The organism is Bowmanella dokdonensis, from assembly GCF_017254865.1.
Taxonomy (GTDB): Bacteria; Pseudomonadota; Gammaproteobacteria; order Enterobacterales; family Alteromonadaceae; genus Bowmanella; species Bowmanella dokdonensis.
The window spans coordinates 1-255 of the sequence record NZ_JAFKCV010000456.1 but is presented as its reverse complement, the minus strand read 5'-3'; the positions used below and the strand labels follow the sequence as shown (position 1 = coordinate 255).

1 rRNA gene is annotated in these 255 nt (G+C 54.9%); it reads left to right on the top strand.

Annotation, left to right across the window (positions count from 1 at the left end):
• Positions 1–255, top strand: a 16S ribosomal RNA gene (locus J0A66_RS23285); the annotation flags it as partial.

The window sequence follows — 255 nt, the reverse complement described above, 5'->3', positions numbered from 1 at the left end:
AATGCTTGGGAATCTGCCTTTGCGAGGGGGACAACAGTTGGAAACGACTGCTAATACCGCATAATGTCTTCGGACCAAAGGGGGCTTTCGGGCTCTCGCGCAAAGAGGGGCCCAAGTGAGATTAGCTGGTTGGTAGGGTAAAGGCCTACCAAGGCGACGATCTCTAGCTGTTCTGAGAGGAAGATCAGCCACACTGGGACTGAGACACGGCCCAGACTCCTACGGGAGGCAGCAGTGGGGAATATTGGACAATGG